Origin of the sequence: Legionella sp. 39-23 (genome assembly GCF_001897665.1) — a bacterium.
Taxonomy (GTDB): domain Bacteria; phylum Pseudomonadota; class Gammaproteobacteria; order Legionellales; family Legionellaceae; genus Legionella; species Legionella steelei.
In genome coordinates, this window is record NZ_MKTO01000038.1 from 57,499 (window position 1) to 77,982 (window position 20,484).

Consider the following 20,484-nt stretch of genomic DNA (forward strand, 5'->3'; position numbering starts at 1 on the left):
TTTTATCTGTATCGTTCTGTGATGCAAAAAAACAAGAGGCATAATAAGTTACTCTGACCTGAATTAAGGAAAATTCAATGAGCGACTTTTCCGAAAATGAAAAAAATATTTTAAAAAACAGCCCTTTATTAAGCCATTTATCTGCTGAAAACTATGAGGAGTTCCTCGCCATCTCCTCAAGAGAGCTATTTAGGAAAGGTGATATTTTGCTTAAAGAAGGGGAAATAAATGATGATTTTTTTATTATTGTTTCTGGGACCGTTGGACTTTATAAGAAAGAAAATAAAAACGCGCCCCCTGAGTTCATAGAAACACTGAGCACAGGAGAAACCATTGATGAAATAAGAGTGATTCGAAATCGCACCTGCACCCTCACTGTAATCGCAATGGAAGAAGCAGTTGTTTTACAAACGTCCATAAGCAAATTACATGCATTAGAAAATCATCCCTATCATGATGCGATTATTGAGTCGGTAATCAAAATAATAAGTGAACGATTGTTACACAGCAATGAAACTATTTTAAATAAGATCCATGAAAAAAAGAGAAAAAACATACAAATTATCTCCGTCCTATTGGGAATGCTTATTCTGGTTGTTCTTTTATGTGAAGTGGGTTTAGGACTGTATCATACATTGAACCCCACAGATTTTTGTAACACGTTAAATGCTTTGCCTGCTGAAAACACTAAAGTGGCACTCTAGCAAAGCGAAGCGTAATCTCCGTCATCTTGAGTGCAAAAAGAGCCCGGGTTTCGCTACGCTACACCCAGGCTACGAAGTTATTTTTTGCTAGCTAACCAGCAAGCTTTTAGAAACTACTTCCGCTAAATCACGCGATAACTCCAGTTTTGCCAGCTGTGCCAATTGCTCTTGCATTAGAGTTTGTCTGGATTGGTCATAACGTTTCCAGCGCGTAAATGGATTGGCTAAACGTGCGGCAATCTGGGGGTTAATTTTGTCTAGCGTCACTAACATTTCTGCTAAAAAGCGATAACCGCTACCATCTAAAGCATGAAAGTTGCGTGGATTTCCCATACAAAATGCCCCGATCAATGCACGAACTTTATTAGGATTCTTAATACTAAACGCGGTGTGTTTTAATAACATTTTTACATGTGTTAACGTCTCAGGTAACTCACTCATGGCTTGAATGGCAAACCATTTGTCTAAAACCAGTTCATCTTTAGACCATTGCTTATAAAAATCTTCAATCGCCTGCTCCCGCAATCCCTGATTGGTGCAATTGACCAACAAAGAAAAACTGGCAATTTGATCAGTCATAGTTTGTGCCGCCATGAATTGCTGCTGACACACATCTAAAGTAGCAGCCTCTTTGGCTTTCATCATGAGCCATAAGCAAACATTGCGTAGTTTTCTACGGCCATAAGCAGGTCCATTCATGCGGTGATCTTCAATTTGCCATAATTGTTGATAGAGTGATTGGGCCGTTTCATACAAATACCATCCCAATTGTTGATGGAAGAAATCACGAACTTGCTCTACCGCACTCACATCCACACTATCTAATCGCGTCGCAATGTCCTCAAACCCAGGAGGAGTGAGTAGTTCTGCTCGTAAATCAGCATCCAGTGAATCATCAAGCAATACATGCTGAAAAGCAGAAATTAAAGCTGCGGGAATTTGCCATTTATTGGAAGGTTGCTGTAAACATTCTTTAATACAATTTAGGATCAGATTTTGCGCTGCATCCCATTTGGCAAAACCATCCACTTCATATCGTAATAAAAAGAGTAACTCTTCCTGGCTCAAATCATGTTTTAATTTAATTGGTGCAGAAAATTCACGTAATAATGAAATGACAGGTTTTTCACTCAAGTCAGTAAAAGTAAAACTTTGCTCTTTTTCTTTTAACTCTAAAATATCTTTCTCGACTGATATCTGATGACCATGAGCATCAAATAGCGCAACTCGGATTGGAATATGGAATGGTTTTTTATCATGACACTCGGGAGTTGGCGGGCAGGATTGTTGCATCTTGATGGTAAGCTGTCCCTGTGCGTATTCACTGGTAACGCGTACTTCTGGAGTTCCTGCTTGGCTGTACCACCGTTTAAACTGAGTGAGCTCAACATGATTGGCATCTTCCATCGCCGCAACAAAATCATCAATAGTGACTGCCTGACCATCGTGACGTTTAAAATATAAATCCATGCCCCGTCGAAAACCGTCTCTTCCCAACAGGGTATGCTGCATACGAATGACTTCCGCACCTTTATTATAAATAGTTGCAGTATAAAAATTATTTATTTCTTGATATGACTCTGGCCGAACCGGATGGGCCATTGCGCCAGCATCTTCAGGAAATTGTGTGCTTCGTAATGCCCTAACATCCATAATTCGGTTTACATCTCGGGAATTCATATCTCGAGAAAATTCCTGATCACGAAAAACGGTTAAACCTTCTTTCAAACTTAACTGAAACCAATCGCGGCAAGTAACCCGATTACCGGTCCAATTGTGGAAATATTCATGCGCAACAACCCCTTCAACATCGGCGAAATCTTGGTCAGTTGCGGTATCGGGGCGAGCAAGAATGTACTTGGAGTTAAAAATATTTAGTCCTTTGTTCTCCATAGCACCCATATTAAAGTCGCTGACTGCGACAATCATAAAAATATCCAGGTCGTATTCACGACCATAAACTTCCTCATCCCAGCGCATGGATTTTTTCAACGATTCCATTGCATGAGCACACTTATCTTCATTTCCTGGCTCGACATAAATACGCAAATCAATTGTGCGTCCAGAACTGGTCACAAATTTATCGCGCACACACGCTAAATCGCCTGCAACTAAAGCAAATAAATAGGATGGTTTTTTAAATGGATCCTGCCAAACGACCCAATGACGCCCATCGGTAGTTGTACCCGACTCGAGCAAATTGCCATTGGATAGTAAAATTGGATATTGTTTTTTATCTGCTGAGATACGCGTTGTATACGTAGTAAGTACATCCGGACGGTCAAAAAAATAAGTGATGCGTCGAAAGCCTTCTGCCTCGCACTGCGTACAAAACAGATGATTCGAACGATAAAGTCCAGATAATTGGGTGTTATTTTGTGGGTAGATGCGCGTTACTATCTTTAAGGTAAACGCGTCTGGGCAATTTTCAATAATGAGCGCGTCAGCTTGCAAAACATAGGAAGATGGTTCCAATTTTTGACCATTCAGATGCACACTAACCAATTCCAGCTCCTCACCGTATAAATGTAAAGGGCCTTCATGTTGACGAATTAATTGAAGTTCACTACTGACTAAAGCATGATCATCATACAGATCAAAATTCAAATTTATAGTTTCAACTGCAAAAAAGGGGGGCTGGTAGTTTTTTAAATAAACGGTCGTGTCAGGCATGATCATTACATCCTTTGCAAAAAGCGATTAAGTTTATTGAGTTATATAACAATTTTCCTAGTTTAGCCTATAATGATTATAAAGGGGTAACTTCTTAGGTCAATCTTTATATATATTGCGAAGTTAGCTGAAAATTCATTTATTGCTTTTACCAGTAAAATGCAATAAATGTAAAGAAACACAAGATATCCTTAATACGGATAAAAAGGGGATGGCATATGAACACTCAAGACTTTTTAACCAGCTATACCAAACGCTTTGTAGATAACAAAGAAGAAGAGATGGGTTTGGAGGAATACCTGGAATTGTGTAAAAATGACCCTGCTGCTTATGCCAATCCAGCGGAGCGCTTGCTCATGGCCATAGGCGAGCCTGAAATGGTCGACACACGTCATGATCCTATTTTATCAAGAATTTTTTCCAATAAAATCATTCCACGATATAATGTATTCGAAGATTTTTATGGCATGGAAGAACCCATTGAACAAATTGTCGGCTTCCTAAAACATGCCGCGCAAGGCCTAGAAGAAACCAAACAAGTGCTTTATCTCTTAGGACCTGTAGGAGGCGGTAAGTCTTCTATTGCTGAAAAATTAAAAGATTTAATGGAAAAAATACCATTTTATGCCATAAAAGGTTCCCCTGTATTTGAATCCCCGCTGTCTTTATTTAATCCAGTAGAAGATGCAGAATTGCTCTGGGAACGTTTTGGGATCCCCTCTCGCTATTTACGTTATTTGATGTCACCTTGGGCAGTCAAAAGATTGCATGAATATAACGGGGATATTAGCCAATTTAGAGTAATAAAAGTCAGACCTTCACGTTTAAAACAAATCGCCGTTTCCAAAACAGAGCCAGGAGATGAAAATAATCAGGATATTTCATCTTTAGTCGGTAAAGTTGATATTCGTAAATTAGAGCACTTTTCTCAAGATGATCCTGATGCATACAGTTACTCAGGAGGGCTGTGTCGTGCAAACCGCGGTCTTTTAGAGTTTGTCGAAATGTTTAAAGCACCAATTAAAGTGCTGCATCCCTTACTAACCGCGACTCAGGAAGGCAATTATAATGCGACAGAAGGTTTATCTTCCATTCCATTTGAAGGGATTATTTTAGCGCATTCGAATGAATCCGAATGGCAAACATTTAGAAACAATAAAAACAATGAAGCATTTATCGATCGTATTAACATCGTTAAAGTGCCTTATTGTCTGCGAGTTACAGAAGAAACGAGAATTTATCAAAAACTTATTGATAACAGCTCGCTAACGCATGCTCAATGTGCACCAGGGACTTTAGACATGCTCTCGCAATTTTCAGTCTTAACTCGTTTAAAAGAGCCACAAAACTCCAGCATTTATTCCAAAATGCGCGTGTATAATGGAGAGAGCTTAAAGGACACCGATCCCAAAGCAAAATCATATCAAGAATATCGCGATTTTGCTGGCGTTGACGAAGGAATGAGTGGCGTATCAACTCGCTTTGCTTTCAAAATTCTTTCTAAAGTGTTTAATTTTGACCACAGTGAAGTTGCAGCAAACCCCGTACATTTAATGTATGTATTAGAACGTCAAATTGAACAAGAACAATTTCCTCAGGAAGTACAAGAATCTTACTTAGGCTTTATCAAAGAATATCTCGCACCCAAGTATGTTGAATTTATTGGTAAGGAAATTCAAACTGCCTACTTAGAGTCTTATTCTGAGTACGGACAAAATATCTTTGACCGCTATATAACCTATGCTGATTTCTGGATTCAAGATCAGGATTATCGCGATCCAGATACCGGTGAGATCTTTGATCGTGCCTTATTAAATCAAGAACTTGAAAAAATCGAAAAACCAGCCGGGATATCTAATCCAAAAGATTTCCGCAATGAAGTAGTAAACTTTGTTTTACGTGCTCGTGCGAATAATCGTGGCAAAAACCCAGTCTGGAATAGTTATGAGAAATTAAGATCCGTGATTGAGAAAAAGATGTTTACCAATACTGAGGATTTATTACCCGTCATTTCCTTCAATGCGAAAGCATCTGAAGATGATAAGAAAAAGCATGAAGAGTTTATCTCTCGAATGATTGATAAAGGGTATACACGCAAACAAGTACGCCTACTTTGCGAATGGTATTTGCGAGTACGTAAGTCACAATAATAAAAATCGTTCTCTCGCTCCCATGAGCGAACGCTTAGGGTACTGCTATTTGTAGTTTGGGGCTGGAATTCGGGATCTACACGAGAAGGACCATGTCCCCACGCAACGACAAATGGGTGCAAGATAAAAGATTATTTGGGGCTAAATTATGTCGCAATTGATTGATAGACGACAAAATGCGGGGAAAAAAAGTACGGTTAATCGCCAACGTTTTCTTCGTCGTTATAAAAATCAGATCAAACGAGCTGTCTCCGATGCTGTAGGTAAAAGAAGTATTACCGAAATTGATCAAGGTGAACAAATAACGATTCCAGCCAAAGATATTTCGGAGCCTATATTTCACCGAGGTCAAGGAGGGCATATAGAGCGTGTACTTCCTGGCAATGATAATTTTATTACAGGCGATAGAATAAGAAGACCTAACAGCAGCTCAGGCAGTGGTGATGGCTCTAATGCCAGCGACACTGGTGAAGGCGAAGATAGTTTTGTTTTTGAGTTATCTCGGGAAGAATTTCTTGATCTGTACTTTGAAGATCTGGAGTTACCTGATTTGATTAAAAAAGAATTAGCGCGTATTAGTACTTTCAAAACGGTAAGAGCGGGCGTAACCACCAGCGGTATCCCAAACAATATTAATGTGCTGCGCTCAATGAAACAAGCAACCGGACGTCGAGTCGCTTTAGCCTCACCGTATAAAAGACAATTAAAAGATGCGATAGAAGAGTTAGAGCAACTGCAAGCACAGCCCATTCAAGACACCGAAGCCTTATTGGGCCTGCAAAAAAGAATTGAATTCCTGAAAAAGAAAATACTCACAGTGCCATTTATCGATACTCTTGATCTGCGTTATAACTTTCGTGTCCGAGTTCCTTCGCCATCAACACAAGCAGTTATGTTCTGTGTTATGGACGTATCTGGCTCCATGGATGAGGCTAAAAAAGACATTGCAAAACGCTTTTTTATTCTTCTTTACATGTTCCTCACCAAAAATTATGAAAAAATAGAATTGGTATTTATCCGACACCACACTTCCGCTAAGGAAGTGAATGAAGAAGAGTTTTTTTATTCTCGAGAAACTGGAGGCACGGTAGTGTCTAGTGCCTTGGAGCTTCTAAGTACTATTATTGAGACACGTTATCCTCCTGAGGCTTGGAATATTTATGTAGCCCAGGCATCGGATGGTGATAATTGGAATGCAGATTCCCCCTATTGCCAGGAACTACTGCAAGATAAAATTATGCCTTTATTGCAATATTTTGCATACATAGAAATCATGCCGCGCCATCATCAAAGTTTGTGGGAAGTATATCAACTGGTGAAAGAGCGCTACCCTAATTTTGCTATGGAAAACATTGATACGGTGGCGGATATCTACCCCGTATTTCATGAGCTATTTAAAAGGAAAACTGCATGAAAAAGAAGAAGCCATTATCTACAGGTGCAGAATGGACCTTTGAATTAATTCAAGACTATGATCGCGAGATTGCGCGCATAGCTAAAGATTTTAAGTTAGATACCTATCCCAATCAAATAGAAGTTATTACTGCAGAACAAATGATGGATGCGTATGCTTCAGTAGGTATGCCAATTGGTTATCATCACTGGTCTTTCGGCAAACATTTTGTTGGCGTTGAAAAAAGTTATAAACGGGGACAAATGGGTTTGGCCTATGAACTCGTGATTAATTCAAATCCATGTATTTCTTATCTCATGGAAGAAAATACCATGGCCATGCAAGCGCTAGTGATTGCGCATGCCTGCTACGGCCATAACTCATTTTTTAAAAACAACTATTTGTTTAAGATGTGGACTTCTGCAGATGCTATCATCGATTATTTAGTATTTGCTCGCAAATACATCAGTGACTGCGAACAACGTTATGGCATCAATGAAGTAGAGGCAATTTTGGATGCTTGTCACGCACTGATGAACTATGGTGTGGATCGATACAAACACCCTACTCCGTTATCCATACAGGAAGAAACAATTCGTCAACAAAACCGCGAAATTTACATGCAATCGCAAGTGAATGAATTATGGCGGACAATTCCACAAAGTAAACAAGTCTCTGAACAAGCAAAGAAAAAACAATTTCCAGAGGAACCACAAGAAAATATTTTGTACTTCATTGAAAAAAATGCCCCTCTGCTAGAACCATGGCAGAGAGAAATCGTGCGTATTGTCCGCAAGATGGCCCAATATTTTTATCCACAAGGTCAAACCAAGGTAATGAACGAAGGCTGGGCATGCTTTTGGCACTATACCATTTTACATGCACTATATGATGAGGGCTTGGTTACGGATGAGTTTATGTTGGAAGTCCTCCAAAGCCATACCAACGTCATCATGCAACCCGCGTATAACAGCCCTTATTATAGTGGTATTAATCCCTATACTTTGGGATATCACATGATGCAAGACATCAAACGGATTTGTGAAAATCCTACTGAAGAGGATCAAGCATACTTTCCTTATTTAGCCAATACCGATTGGTTAAGCAGTCTGGATAACGCCATGCGCCACTTCAAGGATGAAAGTTTTATTGCCCAATATTTATCGCCTAAGTTAATTCGCGATTTAAAACTATTTCATATCGTCGATGATGATCGCAGCCCAGATTTGTATGTTAATGCAATTCATAATGAATTAGGGTATCAAAAAATAAGAGAAGCATTGTCTCGGCAATATAATTTAGGTTATTTAGAGCCTGATATTCAAATTTATTCTGTAGATGTGCAAGGTGATCGCTCAATGACGTTGCGATACACTCAGCAAAATAGAGTACCTTTAGGTAATACTACAGCGGATGTATTGAAACATCTTTATTCTTTATGGAAATTTCCTATCGTTTTGCAAGCAGTCAGTCCCGAAAATGAGATCACAGAAGAATACCATTGTCCGCCCTTGCAACTGGAAAAATAATCACTACATCACCCGCTGAGGACCTTTCAGCTCCCTGCGACAAATTGGACAGATTTATTTTCCAATATCGAGGATGACTATTTATTCTTGCAACCTGGGTCCAGCATAGCGGAACCCGAGTTACGGCTTTGCCTTCACCCAGGCTACAAAATGTTTAATTCTTTTTAGCTTGTTCGGCAATGTCGGTACTTGCATACATTTTAATAGCACCTTCTTGATAAGGATCTAGATTAAACACAGTTCCAAATGCTCTCGCTGCTACTTCATTCGTATTGAGATACCAATCACTAATATCGTCAGAATAATACTGTACAATCATGGGCTTAAATAATGCAAATGCGGCTTCATCAAAGTGCCTTAGGCCAATGTCTGCTCTCACAAAATATTTGTTTCCTTTAAGCGCTTGATTGAGCAGCGCCACAGCTTCTTCTGGAGTACTGGGGGCACTTGCTTCGACAGGTACAGAATCAGATGTATAAACCTTTACTGTAACTGCTAACTTATCTCCAAATTCATGAACACGGTTGATAAACGAGGCTAGCGCACGTGCTTTATCCTCTTTACACACAGTAACTTTGATTTCCATTTCAAGCCCATCGCCAGTTAAATCGCTGACTTGTACGCAAGGATCAGCATTTAAGGTTGCACTTAACTGATTGTTTAATAAGTACCAGGGAGGAAGAAGTTTCCCGGCACTCGCGGTGAACGTGACACTACTTAAAAATATACCCAGGAATAGCCCTACTTTATTTATTACTGCTCGACTCATTATTTACATCTCACATGTTATTAAAGAAAAACACCTGTATTCTATGAGTACATCTACATCTAATGCACATCCCTGAAAACCCATTTCCATGGATGTCGACAGAGATGTGTGCAAAAAGAAGATTAATTCATAGCCATATAGTTTACTCTGAAGCCATTTCAATAGCAAAAGCCAAAGCTAACTTCGAGAAATTGGTCATATGCTCAAGACTTAATCGATCCATAGTATCTTTAGAACTGTGGATGTATGGGTTGTGCTCTTCAAAATTCGATTCGCATGGGAATGCTGCTGGAATTCCCACCTCATCCCAAGAAGCATGATCACTACAACCATAACCACATTCTGAATAAGCAACTGGAACCTGAACATAAGTACTAATCAATTCTGCCACAAAATCACTTAAACTCTTGTCGGTATAATCGGTAAATACCCACATGGTCGGATCTTTAGAATCGACACGATAGCCGGTCATATCAAATTGGATTGCCGCTTTTACTGGAATTGAATTATCCATAAAATGCTCCACTACATATTGAGAGCCGACTAAACCCCGCTCCTCAGCAGCATACCAAATAATATAAATAGGACGTTTAAAGGTTGTTTTGGAAGACAACAAAATTCGCGCCATTTCCATAACTGATGAAGAACCACTTCCATCATCCCCTGCACCTGGCATACGACCATCAAGTGTATCCATATGCGCACCAATCACCACCGCAGGTGCATTGATGTCTTTACCAATAACGGTTACTAACGATGGTTGCTTATAATAACTGCCTGTTTTCACGAAAAATGATGTCGTGTCAGTACGGCCACTGGCTACAGTCATGTCATCAAAAGTTTTTTTCAACCATTTTGCCGCATCCACCCCAGTATCTTTCGTCGCTGAGCGGTTATGAAATGAAGTAAGCTGTGTCAAAGTATTCCAGATATTCTCTGGCACGACATCCTGTAATGCAGCATTCACGTCATCTTGATGTTTAATCTCGTAGGCAATGCTTTGTGGTTGCGCTGCTTTAAGGTTTTTTCTCTGCAGAACTCTTTGTGCCGATTGTTTTTTTGCTTGCAGTAAAGAACCCATAATATGGTGGCTTACGTTCACAAAACGACCACAATTCGCGTGATCTGCCAAACGAGTTAGCGCATCGACATCAGCCGCAGAAATATCAATAATCTTAAACTGTTTATTTTCAGCTAAAACCTCATAAGGAGTAGCAATTTTTGCTGCAAGACATTGAGGTACTTGCAACTGTTCATGCACAGGGGCATTTGCTGCCAAAACATGCGTACTAGCCAGCACCGAGGCCACCGCGATATAAGTCATCCATTGATTCAAACGCATTTCCACTCCTAAGTTAAATTAAATTCCAAACGTAATTTCATCGTAAAAATTCACTTTACCGAAATTCTGCAGTGGGATCTACTGTTTAATTTCAGTTTTCTTCAATAAAAAAATAACCACATGCTTTATTTTTAATCTTATTGCTATTGATAATCATTTTCATTTGCGCTACAGTTTGAACCCAATCCATTAATTGAGCAAATAAATGGCAGTAAATAAAAAAAAGTTCAAAAAAATTCCTCGTTACCTTGCTCTAGGGTCTCTGACTGTAGGCGCTAGTTTAATTCTTGGCTTTTTAAGTTTTGGAGGGATGTATGCATTATATCCTGCGATATCTCTAGCATTTGCTGCTTTTGGTCTTTCCGTAGCCTATGAAGGTGAAATTTATTTACAAAATATTAAAGGAGCTTTTAAAAAGTTATTTAAAAAAAATTACTTAGAGAATCACCTCGCCAAAGAATATTTGCTAGAACACTTTCCCCAAGACCTTCAGTCTGAAAAATGCCCTCAGTTTTTCAGAGATTATGAAATCCAGCTCAAACTACTCAGTGAGTTTAGCCATAAGCCACTCAATAAAGAGAGCAAAAAACGAAAAAAACAAATAGAAAAAACGCTCGCGGACATGGAAAAATGGTTTGCCTTGCAATTATTCGCAAGCAAAAATAAGGAAAAGCAATCCGCCTACACGGAAGAGTTAAGAGAATGGTTGAATCAACATGAACAAAATGAGTGGCAAGCACGCTTAGACAAACGACTATCCACCTTTAAGTTTGTTAAAGGCTTTAGTCTTCTCTCGGCAACGTTTATGGGGCTTGGTAGCACCTATCTCATTGTTGAAGCCTTTAGTGTTATTCCTTTGATGGCCGCCATCCCCTTTACTTTTTGGCCAATTTTTATTGTTCCCATGGCAGTAGTTGCTGGAGCTGCTTATGGCATGTTGATTTATAACACGGTCACCGATCTCATTAACAATGACACCATCAACAAATGGAAAACGCGACTGCTCAATGATTTGAGCCAAGGGCTAACTGCTCGAAACCTATTTATGACCGCCACGGCTGTTATTTTAGTGAGCTTAGCAGTTGCACTGACTATTTGTACTGCAGGTACCTGGTGGACTGTGGCAACCAGTGCGCGCCCTCTATTTGAGTGGATGAAAAAAATGCCCAGTTTTATTATGGGCATTATTAATCCCATAGTAACTGGATTCTCTGCTATATTTTTTAATGTACAAAACTCTGCTGAATCCCTGGAAATGCTCTATGAAGCCACCGCCCCAGATACAGAGGCTGGTGCCGAGAAGAAACCCAATGTATTTCAACGCACATACCAAGCAGTCGCCGAGGTACTCACCCATGTATGGGATACTGAGAATTGGCTGCAGATGCTTAACCCATTCCGTCTCCTCTTAAAATTAACGATTACCCCCCTGCGTATTCTGTTTTTTCTTGGCCATTTAGTCAGTGTTGCACTTACCTCAGATCGCATGCCAGGGGTTCCGCAAATCGTGTCTGCACTTGTGGCAATTATCTGTGAGGGATTTGAAGATGCGCATTACTTTATTGGGGCGAAGAAAAAAGCAAAAACATTACTGGAGGAACGTCTAGATTCTGAAGAAGAGCATCTCGATTCAGATATCCCTACTTTTCTTCTTACTGTGCTTGCCTCCCCAGTGTATTTCCTTGCCGCCGTTTGGGATTGGGGGACAAGTAAATTGAATCATCCTGTCTCAGGTGATGCCAAAACCCCACAACCTAGGATACTTACCTTTGTGCAAGCAGGATATAAACAACTAGGGATAGAGGAAGAAGAAGTAAATGTAGCGTTAGCTAAAGATGCACAACGTCCATCAAAACAATGGCAGATTGAACATACTGTTTCGCTGATTGAAAAATATGAACGAAAACACTTAAATGAGGTGTGGTGTGGCGATGAAATCGCTGAGCAGAAAACAGCGGAGCTTGAAAAATTAAAGCAAGAAGTTCGTCAACCTAATGGATCTTCATTAAGTAGCATACTTACGACCGCAAAAAAGAATCCCGTCTATGGACAACATCGATTATTTCCTGCGCTACAAGAAGGTGCGAGCACGGCGACGCAAGAATTTGTTAACGAATTACCTGAGCGCGTTAACGCACTTTAATCATTTCTTTATGCATCATTCTATGGGCCATCCCTAACTGTTAAGTGTAGGGATGGGCTCCCTCGAAATAAATCCCCATAAACACAAACAATCCTATATGTGCCATATCAATACTTAATGTCTATAATACTACCAATACAGGCAAAATACTCAAAGACTTAAAAGAATATTTTATAAGCCAGCAAAAAGAAATTGGACAGGTACAAATCCCACTACACAAATTAGAAGAGCGAGTGTTCCATGCCAAAGAAGACTTAGAACATATTGATAAAAAAAAACCTATTTTGCAATAATCATGTTGGCAAAATCCTCTATGCAGTACCCTCTTTTATAAACTCTTGTTTCATGTTTTATAGAATGAAAAACACCGCGAAATTATTTTTTTTTTGAGATTATGCCCCTCATTGCATAAATATCCCAATGCAATATGTTTATAATATGGGAACTTTGGCCAATATAAGTTTTGGGGAATCTTTTGAAAAAAATCCTACATTACAGTATCACGTTATTTTTTGTATTTATTGGCATCTGCTGTGCACAACAACGAGAGATTGTAATTACAATTGATGACTTACCTCTGATTGACACGCCGTATGAAGCCATTGAAAATATTGTCCATAGCCTAGTGAAATATGAAGTTCCTGCAATAGGCTTTATCATTGGCAACCGAGTCAATAATAAAACCATAAAGCAATTTAAACTATTCCAAAAAAATGGGTTGGCGTTAGGAAACCACACTTATTCTCATCTGAATTTAAAACATACTTCTTGTGAAAAATACATTGATGATCTGATTAAAGCAGATGTAGTTCTGACGCCGTTTATGTCAAAGCCCAAATATTTTCGCTATCCCTATCTTTCTGAAGGGAAATTGTGGCGCAAAAGTGTCGTTCGTCACTATCTCAATGAGAATCACTATATTGTTGCCCCAGTCACAATTGATAGTCGGGATTTTGAATTTGATGCAGAGTTAGAACAATTAAAAGAACAAAATCCAACAGCATCGTTAGCTGATTTAAAAAAACGTTATCTCGCTTATGTTTGGCAACGAACATTAACCGCCGAAAAACTTACACCAGGAAAACAAGTCTTATTAATCCACGCTAATTTACTAAATAGTTATTTTTTAGATGATTTACTGCACATGTTTGTCGAGCACGACTATCAGTTTATTTCACTAGATGAAGCATTAAAGCAGTAATAAACATTGCACCCAGGCTACAATTTTTTAAAATTAAAGGCCTGTTTTACATTTCGCTAACTTGGGCCAAAATAGTAGAAATATAAACAGGACTAGTTGCTCTGTAGTAATAACTCTTTAGCATGTGAGCGGGTTTGCTCGGTTATAGTCAACCCTCCCAGCATACGTGCAATTTCGTCCACTTTTTCAGCAGATTGCAACAGGGTAATACGGGTAAATGTTTCTTTATTATCGCTGCGCTTTTCAACCATAAAATGGTTGTGCGCTGCGGCGGCAACCTGTGGTTGGTGCGTCACACAAAATACTTGTAACCGTTCGCCCAATTTACGCAACATTTGCCCTACCAAGGCGGCTGTTGCCCCACCAATACCGACATCCACCTCATCAAACAATAAAGTAGGTGTTGCTCCTTGTTGGGCAGTAATCATTTGAATGGACAAACTAATTCGTGACAGCTCACCACCTGACGCCACTTTGTTGAGTGAGTCAAGCTCCATTCCTGGATTAGTGCATACTTTATATTCCACTTTATCCATTCCATGAGCCTGCATTTTTTCAAGAGGCGTGATTTCGATCTCAACCCAACCTTTAGGCATACCAAGCTGTTGAATACTGCTGGTGATTTCTTTCGCCAACTGTGCAGCTTGTCCTTGCCGTTCTATTCTTAACTTCAGGGCGGCCGTTTCATAGGTCGCCACCAACTGACGATGTTCTATTTTTAAGTGCGCCAATCTGCTTTCGCTGTCTTGTAGCGAATCTAACTCTTTTTGCAAGTTATGCGCATGTTCATGGAGTTGGCTACCATCAATATGATATTTACGTGCAAGCTGATGTATTGCACTCATGCGTGTTTCTATTTCATACAAACGTTCTGGATCCAGATGCACGCGCTCAGCAAATTGCTGCATTTCATCAAATGCCTCTTCGCATTGAATCAATGCGCCATTAATCAATTCAAAAGTATTTTTGATTTGTGTTTGCTCTGCTGGTAATTGACTGAGCAGGTGCAAAATTTGATTTAGGCTAGTACAAAGGTTGGGCTCATCTTCAGAGTTTAATAAACCGTGTATTTGCTGACTTTTTTGCAAATACTCTTTTGCATGATGGAGCATTTGATGCTCTTGATATAAGGTTTCAATTTCATTTTCATGCAAGTTCAACGCCGACAACTCTTCAATTTGAAATTGCAATAATGCGATCCTATCTGCTTGTTGCTCCTGGCCTTGCAATATATCAATTTCCTGCTGAATTTTCTGGCACTGTTTATACAAGCGACTCACTTCATCAAGTAATAGCTGATTCTTGCCATATTGGTCTAACTGTTGACGATGCGTTGTATGATGCATCAAGGTTTGATGCTGGTGTTGTCCATGAATGTGGACCAGTTTCTCACTTAACTCTTTTACTTTTTGTAAGGGAAAGGGTTGACCGTTAATATAGGATTTAGAGCGTCCTTCAGCATAAATGACACGCCGCAAATAAATTTCGCCATCATCACAAGGAATATCATGCGCCACTAGCCATTGTGCGGGCTCAGAGTCCTGTCCCACAAAAAATCCGGCAGTGATATCACATTTTTCTTGGCCAGGTCGAATTACGGAAGCATCCGCTCTATCACCTAAAGCCAGCATCAACGCATCGATCATGATCGACTTACCCGCACCTGTTTCGCCAGTGAAGGCCGTCATTCCTTGAATAAAATCTAACTCCAGGTGTTGCACAATCGCAAATTGTTCAATACACAAAGTAGTGAGCATGTTCTATTCTATCCTTGATGTTTGGATTCCCAACCCAGTTTTGATCGTAATGTATCATAATAATGATAATCAAGAGGATGCAACAAACGTAATTGATGATTATTTTTTTGAATGGCGACTTTTTGTCCGGGTTTGACCATTCTCGACTCATGGCCATCGCAGCTCACGCGCAAATCAGTTTCGTTAAACTGGCTGATCTGCAGTTCAATTTTAGCCTCTCCATCAATAACCAAGGGACGTGAACTCAGGCTATGAGAAAACATGGGCACAAGAACAATCGCATTCAAATGAGGATGCATGATTGGACCACCCGCAGATAAAGCATAAGCTGTAGAGCCTGTAGGTGTGGATAAAATCATCCCATCCGAACGATAATGACTTACCAATTGTTGATTAATGTATACCGAGAACTCAACGAGGTGTGTTTCCTTGCCACGACCTAAAACAACATCATTAAGTGCATCACCTTCAAAATAAGTATTCTCTTCATCGTATATTTTGGTATGAAGAAGAAAACGTTTTTCTTCTTCATAATGACCAGCTAAAACTGCACTGAGCTGCGTTTCCAACTCATGGGGCATAATATCGGTGAGAAATCCCAAACGACCTCGGTTAATCCCAATGACTGGGGTACCGACTTTAATCGCCATGCGTGCAGCAGAAAGTAAACTTCCATCACCACCAACAACAATAATCAAATCATTTTTTGCACCCATATCTTCTCTGGCCAATACCGGGACTTGCGCCTCAAATCCCGCAGCCGTATCGATATCTTGATAGATTTGAACATTTTGTTTCTGCAAAAAATCAACCAAACGGTATAAACTTTCGTTCACCCCTTGATTCGCCCTGTGCTGGCGAGCATACAAGATGACCCGTTTGAATTGAACTTTATTCTTCAATGTTTGCTGTTCTTGATGCTTTTTTTCGTTCATGTTCTTTCAATGATTTTTTTCTTATGCGAATTGAGTCAGGAGTTACTTCAACTAACTCATCATCATCAATAAATTCCAATGCCTGTTCTAAAGTTAACTTAACTGCAGGAGTTAATATAATGTTTTCGTCAGTACCTGAAGCGCGCATATTCGTTAATTGCTTTTCTTTAGTCACATTCACAACTAAATCATTATCGCGTGCATGAATCCCAACAATCATTCCTTCATAACATACTGTTTGTGGTTCGACAAATAATCTGCCTCGTTCCTGCAAGTTAAATAAAGCAAAACCACGTGCCATTCCTTGACAGTTAGCAATCAATACCCCGTTAGCACGCTTGCCTATGCGTCCTTTAATTGCTGGACCATAATGATCATAAACATGATACATTAAACCAGTACCTGAGGTAGATGACAAAAATTCGTTATGAAAACCGATAAGGCCACGGGTAGGAACCATGTAGTCAAGACGCACACGTCCCTTGCCATCTGGAACCATATTTTGTAATTCACCACGACGCTCACCCAATTTTTCCATAATAGAGCCTTGATGATTTTCTTCCACATCTACAGTCAGATGTTCATAAGGTTCTTGTTGTTCACCGTCTACTTCGCGAATAATTACTTCAGGCTTACTAATTGCTAATTCATACCCTTCACGACGCATCGTTTCAATAAGAATAGATAAATGGAGTTCGCCTCGACCAGAAACGCGAAACTTGTCTGGATCGTCACAATCGTCAACCCGCAAAGCCACATTATGTAATAATTCCGTTTCCAAACGTTCGCGAATTTTTCGTGACGTCACAAACTTTCCTTCCTGACCTGCGAAAGGTGAATCATTAACTTGGAACGTCATACTAATTGTTGGTTCATCAACCGAAAGCACAGGCAATGCTTCAACCATATTCGGATCACAAATCGTATCCGAAATTTTAAGGCCTTCAATACCTGTAATTGCAATAATATTACCGGCACCCGCTTCTTCAACTTCAATACGTTCAAGGCCTTTAAAGCCTAATAATTGTAATAATCGGCCAGTGCGAATATTGCCATCTTTATCGATAATCTTCACTGCAGATTTTGCTTTAATCTGTCCGCGCGTGATTCGACCTATACCAATAGTTCCTACATAAGATGAATAATCTAAGGAGCTGATTTGCATTTGGAAAGGACCATTTGCATCCACTTTCGGTGCGTCGACTTTATCAATAATTGTCTGCAATAAAGCACTCATATCGGTCGCTTCATCTTCCAGATTTAACTTAGCATAACCATTTAATGCAGATGCATAAACAACCGGAAAATCCAATTGCGCATCAGTTGCACCTAGATTATCAAAGAGATCAAAAACTTGATCCATAACCCAATGTGGGCGTGCTCCAGGACGATCGATTTTATTAATCACCACGATAGGGTTTAAGCCACGAGCAAACGCTTTTTGCGTCACAAAACGTGTTTGTGGCATTGGCCCATCAACTGCATCCACCAACAACAAGACGCTATCAACCATCGATAAGATACGCTCTACTTCGCCACCAAAATCAGCATGCCCTGGAGTATCAACAATATTAATTTGATGATCTTTCCAATACACACAAGTATTTTTGGCGAGAATGGTAATGCCTCGCTCCTTTTCTAAAGCATTGGAATCCATTACACGTTCAACTTTAGGTGCTCTCTCATTGAGTGTACCTGTTTGTTGCAGTAGCTTATCTACTAGCGTGGTTTTACCATGGTCAACGTGGGCGATAATGGCGATGTTGCGAATCTGATCAATCATAAATAACCTTCGAAGGAAAAACAGAATATTTGTACATAGATTTGACATTATACATGAATAAGCAGCTAAAACCTACCTGCTTGTTGTATTTTAGCAGTAAAACTGGAGTTATACGCTGTTACTTGTGACTTGTAGCCTGGGTGCAGCGCAGCGGAACCCGGGAGACAATTATGACATTTCATCCCCGGGTTCCGCTGCGCTGCACCCAGGCTACGATTCTACTATCCAATAAATATTTTCCGGGCACGCGTACGTTCACGTAAGCTCCGGCCTGCAAGTTGTTTTTTAGATGCTAAAATAATAGTGAGGGGCTAAAAATAGGGAGTAATGATGAAACAACTAATTTTACATCCCACCGACATCAGCCAATGGCACGCATTGGTGAATGAGGCGCAAGCCGCGACTCAGTTGATACTCAATGAAAATACTGAAAGTTATTTGGTGTTTTTATTAATGCGTTTTTCCCAAGGACCTAAACTTATTGAATCGGTTGTTGCACTTGATTTTCTTGAGTCCATGCACAGGCCAAGAACTTTGCAAATGGAATTGTTACGGGATGTAGGTGATAAAAGTTTACTTTTTTGTGGGCTGTTTCCTGGAATTGCCAAGAGACGCCACGTCAGCCTTGATTATTTCTCCGGAATGGGACAAGCCGCTTATCTTACTATTGGCGAGTTAGAAGGAAAGCATACCGCAAGTCTGTACATTCAACTTAGTGAGCAATTCCTTACTTTACAACACATATTACAAGCCATGCGTGGAGAATGTATGGACCTTATTCAATCGGAGCAGGGGATCTTATCTTCTATAAAATTTACGTTACAATAAAGTAGATTATTGTAGCCTGGGTGCGGCACAGCGGAATCCAGGGTTATGGGACAAGATTTTATTCGGAATCCTGAATTATGGCTTCACCATCCCCCAGGATTCTGCATGAGCTATCCCTTATGGAATAACATCGTCACATCTATCGGATCAAAAGTATATTTCTTGTTGCAAAAATCACAGCGAATCGCAACTTCGCCTTGTTCCTTTAATAATTCTTTTGCATCTTCCTCACCTAAAACAGTCAATACCTGTTTCATTTTCTCCAAGCTACAGCGACATTGGAACTGCGTCTTGCGGCTATCAAATATCCTGAGTTCCGTCTCATGGTAAAGACGATGAAGTAACGTTTCATTATCTAAAGTGAGTAACTCATGTTCTTTGACTGTTTGGCCCAAATGGACTGCGTACTCCCAAAATTGTTCTCTTTGTATCGTATCTTGACCGGGCATCAACTGCAGTAACATCCCAGCAGCTGCATTCTCATTTACAGCCAACCAAACTTGCGTAGAGACTTGCTCAGATTGAGCAAAATAATTCATGAGATTCTCACCCATGGAAGTTGATTGAATAGGAACCATACTTTGATAGGAGTTTGTTTTATTGTACTGATTAATAGTAATTACCATCTGCCCTTCAAGAAAAGCAGCCGCGTACTCTTTTGTTTCCAGACACTCAATAAATTGAGCAAAAGCCCTTACATTAAACTCATGGTCGCATTGCACCAATAATAACGGGAGTCTTTTATCACCCTGAAATTGCAAATTTAAACTGCCTTGAAATTTAATACTGGATGCCAAAAGCAGACAAGAAACTATAGCCTCTCCCAACAAATTTTTAACCATAGGAGGATAGTTCCGTTGGCTCATAATCGTTTGATAGGTATTTTCTATATGGACAATTTCGCCACGAATATTAGCATGTTCAAAAATAAAGCGTTGTAGGGTGTCGGATTCTTTCATAACGGACTCAAAATAAAATTACGGCAAGCCACAGGGAATCCCGTGACCGTGCAAAGTATAACATAATTTTTTCGTAATTTTCCTGGAGAAAAAATTATCTTGGGCTATGCTTTTAAAACCTCCCTCTGAAAAATTAAAGGACTAAATCATGATAGATAAAAACATACTTGCACCCTTATTTAAAACCATTGATAAAGTAGTTTTCGGGATTGAAGAACCTAAAGAACCAGAAACCAAACCCGAATTCATTGAAATTGATACCGAAGAAGAGTTTGATGTCGAACGCTCCATGAATTAGTAGTTGATTCACATATGCCA

The 20,484-nt window shown here is 39.7% G+C and carries 15 protein-coding genes; 8 read left to right on the forward strand and 7 right to left on the reverse strand.

Annotation, left to right across the window (positions count from 1 at the left end):
• The first annotated feature begins 77 nt into the window (after positions 1-77).
• Positions 78-704 (forward strand): cyclic nucleotide-binding domain-containing protein, encoded by a 627-nt coding sequence (locus tag BGO44_RS14145; protein WP_058511605.1) that lies wholly within the window; start codon positions 78-80, stop codon positions 702-704.
• An 87-nt stretch (positions 705-791) separates the two neighbouring features.
• Here the strand turns inward: BGO44_RS14145 and pepN are convergent, their stop codons facing one another.
• A complete protein-coding gene (pepN, locus tag BGO44_RS14150) occupies positions 792-3,377 on the reverse strand; it encodes an aminopeptidase N (protein ID WP_273200264.1) in 2,586 nt (861 codons plus the stop codon).
• 218 nt (positions 3,378-3,595) lie between these two features.
• On the opposite strand from pepN, the gene BGO44_RS14155 reads away from it, so the two are divergent.
• The 3 genes from BGO44_RS14155 (at position 3,596) to BGO44_RS14165 (ending at position 8,449) form a co-directional block, all read left to right on the forward strand.
• Positions 3,596-5,527: a PrkA family serine protein kinase gene (locus BGO44_RS14155; protein WP_058511603.1), complete on the forward strand. Its 1,932-nt coding sequence runs from the start codon at positions 3,596-3,598 to the stop codon at positions 5,525-5,527.
• A 148-nt stretch (positions 5,528-5,675) separates the two neighbouring features.
• Positions 5,676-6,941 carry a YeaH/YhbH family protein gene (locus tag BGO44_RS14160; protein ID WP_058511602.1) on the forward strand — a complete coding sequence of 422 codons (1,266 nt, stop codon included), beginning with the start codon at positions 5,676-5,678 and terminating at the stop codon, positions 6,939-6,941.
• A complete protein-coding gene (locus tag BGO44_RS14165; RefSeq protein ID WP_273200269.1) occupies positions 6,938-8,449 on the forward strand; it encodes a SpoVR family protein in 1,512 nt (503 codons plus the stop codon). Before BGO44_RS14160 ends, BGO44_RS14165 begins: the two co-directional genes overlap by 4 nt.
• A 154-nt stretch (positions 8,450-8,603) precedes the next feature.
• Here BGO44_RS14165 and BGO44_RS14170 read toward each other — a convergent pair whose 3' ends face one another.
• Together BGO44_RS14170 and lapA are read right to left on the reverse strand one after the other, a co-directional pair.
• Complete coding sequence (locus BGO44_RS14170) at positions 8,604-9,218, reverse strand: group-specific protein (RefSeq protein ID WP_237760490.1); 615 nt, start codon at positions 9,216-9,218, stop codon at positions 8,604-8,606.
• A 142-nt stretch (positions 9,219-9,360) separates the two neighbouring features.
• On the reverse strand, positions 9,361-10,560 hold the full coding sequence (gene lapA / locus BGO44_RS14175; protein WP_058511599.1) for an aminopeptidase LapA: 1,200 nt from the start codon (positions 10,558-10,560) through the stop codon (positions 9,361-9,363).
• Positions 10,561-10,765: 205 nt separating this feature from the next.
• Between lapA and BGO44_RS14180 the strand changes: the two genes are divergently transcribed.
• Together BGO44_RS14180 and BGO44_RS14185 are read left to right on the forward strand one after the other, a co-directional pair.
• Entirely contained in the window at positions 10,766-12,703 is a 1,938-nt protein-coding gene (locus BGO44_RS14180) for a hypothetical protein (RefSeq protein ID WP_058511598.1), read from the forward strand.
• Between the two features lie 475 nt (positions 12,704-13,178).
• Entirely contained in the window at positions 13,179-13,904 is a 726-nt protein-coding gene (locus tag BGO44_RS14185; protein ID WP_273200273.1) for a polysaccharide deacetylase family protein, read from the forward strand.
• Between the two features lie 92 nt (positions 13,905-13,996).
• On the opposite strand, the gene recN is transcribed toward BGO44_RS14185, so the two are convergent.
• From recN to typA, 3 genes are read right to left on the reverse strand one after another with little or no spacing between them, the layout of a single operon-like run.
• Positions 13,997-15,661 (reverse strand): DNA repair protein RecN, encoded by a 1,665-nt coding sequence (gene recN / locus BGO44_RS14190; protein ID WP_058511596.1) that lies wholly within the window; start codon positions 15,659-15,661, stop codon positions 13,997-13,999.
• 8 nt (positions 15,662-15,669) lie between these two features.
• A complete protein-coding gene (locus BGO44_RS14195) occupies positions 15,670-16,596 on the reverse strand; it encodes an NAD(+) kinase (RefSeq protein ID WP_058511595.1) in 927 nt (308 codons plus the stop codon).
• Positions 16,553-18,379 carry a translational GTPase TypA gene (typA, locus tag BGO44_RS14200; RefSeq protein ID WP_058511594.1) on the reverse strand — a complete coding sequence of 609 codons (1,827 nt, stop codon included), beginning with the start codon at positions 18,377-18,379 and terminating at the stop codon, positions 16,553-16,555. The genes BGO44_RS14195 and typA overlap by 44 nt, the downstream gene beginning before the upstream one ends.
• Positions 18,380-18,709: 330 nt before the next feature.
• Between typA and BGO44_RS14205 the strand changes: the two genes are divergently transcribed.
• The gene (locus BGO44_RS14205) at positions 18,710-19,207 is read left to right on the forward strand and encodes a hypothetical protein (RefSeq protein WP_058511593.1); all 498 of its coding nucleotides are present in this window, start codon (positions 18,710-18,712) and stop codon (positions 19,205-19,207) included.
• A 110-nt stretch (positions 19,208-19,317) separates the two neighbouring features.
• On the opposite strand, the gene hslO is transcribed toward BGO44_RS14205, so the two are convergent.
• Entirely contained in the window at positions 19,318-20,166 is an 849-nt protein-coding gene (gene hslO / locus BGO44_RS14210) for an Hsp33 family molecular chaperone HslO (protein ID WP_058511592.1), read from the reverse strand.
• Positions 20,167-20,314: 148 nt separating this feature from the next.
• Between hslO and BGO44_RS14215 the strand changes: the two genes are divergently transcribed.
• Entirely contained in the window at positions 20,315-20,464 is a 150-nt protein-coding gene (locus BGO44_RS14215) for a hypothetical protein (protein WP_193393410.1), read from the forward strand.
• The last annotated feature ends 20 nt before the right edge of the window (positions 20,465-20,484 follow it).

Bases quoted from the DNA above. Each gene is read 5' to 3' on its own strand.
- BGO44_RS14145 (WP_058511605.1), top strand. From the start codon at position 78: ATGAGCGACTTTTCCGAAAATGAAAAAAATATTTTAAAAAACAGCCCT.
- pepN (WP_273200264.1), bottom strand. From the start codon at position 3,377: ATGCCTGACACGACCGTTTATTTAAAAAACTACCAGCCCCCCTTTTTT.
- BGO44_RS14155 (WP_058511603.1), top strand. From the start codon at position 3,596: ATGAACACTCAAGACTTTTTAACCAGCTATACCAAACGCTTTGTAGAT.
- BGO44_RS14160 (WP_058511602.1), top strand. From the start codon at position 5,676: ATGTCGCAATTGATTGATAGACGACAAAATGCGGGGAAAAAAAGTACG.
- BGO44_RS14165 (WP_273200269.1), top strand. From the start codon at position 6,938: ATGAAAAAGAAGAAGCCATTATCTACAGGTGCAGAATGGACCTTTGAA.
- BGO44_RS14170 (WP_237760490.1), bottom strand. From the start codon at position 9,218: ATGAGTCGAGCAGTAATAAATAAAGTAGGGCTATTCCTGGGTATATTT.
- lapA (WP_058511599.1), bottom strand. From the start codon at position 10,560: ATGCGTTTGAATCAATGGATGACTTATATCGCGGTGGCCTCGGTGCTG.
- BGO44_RS14180 (WP_058511598.1), top strand. From the start codon at position 10,766: ATGGCAGTAAATAAAAAAAAGTTCAAAAAAATTCCTCGTTACCTTGCT.
- recN (WP_058511596.1), bottom strand. From the start codon at position 15,661: ATGCTCACTACTTTGTGTATTGAACAATTTGCGATTGTGCAACACCTG.
- BGO44_RS14195 (WP_058511595.1), bottom strand. From the start codon at position 16,596: ATGAACGAAAAAAAGCATCAAGAACAGCAAACATTGAAGAATAAAGTT.
- typA (WP_058511594.1), bottom strand. From the start codon at position 18,379: ATGATTGATCAGATTCGCAACATCGCCATTATCGCCCACGTTGACCAT.
- BGO44_RS14205 (WP_058511593.1), top strand. From the start codon at position 18,710: ATGAAACAACTAATTTTACATCCCACCGACATCAGCCAATGGCACGCA.
- hslO (WP_058511592.1), bottom strand. From the start codon at position 20,166: ATGAAAGAATCCGACACCCTACAACGCTTTATTTTTGAACATGCTAAT.
- BGO44_RS14215 (WP_193393410.1), top strand. From the start codon at position 20,315: ATGATAGATAAAAACATACTTGCACCCTTATTTAAAACCATTGATAAA.